Source organism: Vibrio sp. Vb0888, from assembly GCF_033338835.1.
Taxonomy (GTDB): Bacteria; Pseudomonadota; Gammaproteobacteria; order Enterobacterales; family Vibrionaceae; genus Vibrio; species Vibrio alginolyticus.
Map to the genome: position 1 here is coordinate 1 of NZ_JAWOTL010000070.1, position 1,758 is coordinate 1,758.

The window sequence follows — 1,758 nt, forward strand, 5'->3', positions numbered from 1 at the left end:
ATATGAACCACAAAGCGTCGAAGGCCCAGATGGCTTCCCAGAGACAGGCCCTCGCGACGGGAAAATTGCCAGCGCAGAAACGGCTCTAGCAGCTGCACTAGACGAACAAACCGCCGACCGCTGGGTAAAACGTCCGATAAAATCTGGTACACAAACGTTTGAATGGACTTTTACAGCAAACCACGTGACTCGTGATTGGAAATACTACATCACAAAACCGAATTGGAACCCGAACGCTTCATTGTCACGCGACTCGTTCGATCTCAACCCTTTCTGTGTGGTTGACGGCAATATGGTTCAACCACCAAAACAGATGAGCCACCAATGTAACGTGCCTGAACGCGAAGGGTACCATGTCATCCTTACGGTATGGGATGTGGGTGATACCGCTGCATCATTCTACAACGTTATCGATGTCAAATTTGATGGTGACGGCCCTGTGATTCCTGAGTGGACTCAAGGTGGCCAAATCATCCCTACTATGAATCTAAAGGTTGGCGATTCGGTTTACACTCGCGTGTTTGATCAATCTGGTGAGAACGTTGCGTACCGCACTGAACTAGCAATTAGTAACGACGTACTCACTCAAGCGAAAAACTGGTCTTACGCCTTGGCGAGTAAAATCAACCAAGAGCAAACTAAGCTTCAAGCTGGTCAATATTCGGAAGACAAATTCACGCCAGTGTACGGCACGAACCCAATTTACCTGCAATCAAACAGTGGCCTTGAGCGTGTTGAAATTGGCTACAATATTGAAACGCCAGTACCTGACTATTCACTCACGGTTGATGGTCTTGCTAGTGAGTACATAATTGGTACAGAGCCAACCGCTTTAGACCTCACTCTTACCGCAGAGGGCGACTTAACCGCCGAGTTAACGGTTTACAATCATCATCGCGAACCACTAGCAAGTTGGACGGGTTCAATTCAAGATGGTGCAAGCGAACAAGTAGAACTCACGCTGAGCAAATCAGAACCGGGGCACCACATGTTAGTGACCCGCATTAAAGATACCGATGGCAACCTTGTCGATCAGCAAACTCTGGATTTCCATCTAAAAAGTGAGGAAGTCACCCCACCACCATCAGGCGAATACGACTTTGTATTCCCAGAGGGGCTTTCTAGCTACACAGCAGGTACAAAAGTTTTGGCAAGCGATGGCGCGATTTATCACTGTAAACCATTCCCTTACTCTGGCTACTGCGTACAGTGGAGTGAGAGTGCAACACAATTTGAGCCAGCGACAGGCTCACACTGGGAAATGGCTTGGGATAAACTGAACTAATCTCGCAGACGATAAACGTAAAGAACCCCGCCAATCGCGGGGTTCTTTGTACTTTATCAATCACTGCGAGTTAAAGACAAAAGTGGCAGTTTTCTCGACTTAAACCATAACCACCAGACAGATTGGTGATATGAGTTCTGCCTTCTTGAAGCCCCATTTCATACCCTTCGAGTAGGACGGATTGGCGCATCGACAAGCGTTGCACATGAAATTCATCCGGCGGTGCAATCACTCTCACACGGGTTCCTTGTGGGGGATTGCGGATAAATTCCAAGGACTCATTGTAGTTCTCTGAACGAGGCAACATCGCTTCTGCCATTTTAGGATGTTCAGCAAACAACTTGTTCATTAACCAAGTATTTTTTACTGGTTTTTTGGAGTAATTCAGCGGGTGCGATAGCACAACCGTGATGTCTCGCGCTCCTCTTCGGTAAGCTTCTCGAACCGGAATAGAATCCGCCACACCACCATCG

At 47.7% G+C, this 1,758-nt stretch carries 2 protein-coding genes; one reads left to right on the forward strand and one right to left on the reverse strand.

Annotation, left to right across the window (positions count from 1 at the left end):
- Nucleotides 1–1,285 (forward strand): N-acetylglucosamine-binding protein GbpA (gene gbpA / locus R7P72_RS23860; RefSeq protein ID WP_318110806.1); only part of this gene is annotated, 1,285 nt, incomplete at its 5' end.
- A gap of 70 nt (nucleotides 1,286–1,355) precedes the next feature.
- Here gbpA and R7P72_RS23865 read toward each other — a convergent pair.
- Nucleotides 1,356–1,758: DUF6363 domain-containing protein (locus R7P72_RS23865; RefSeq protein ID WP_318110807.1), on the reverse strand; the 403-nt coding region annotated here is incomplete at its 5' end.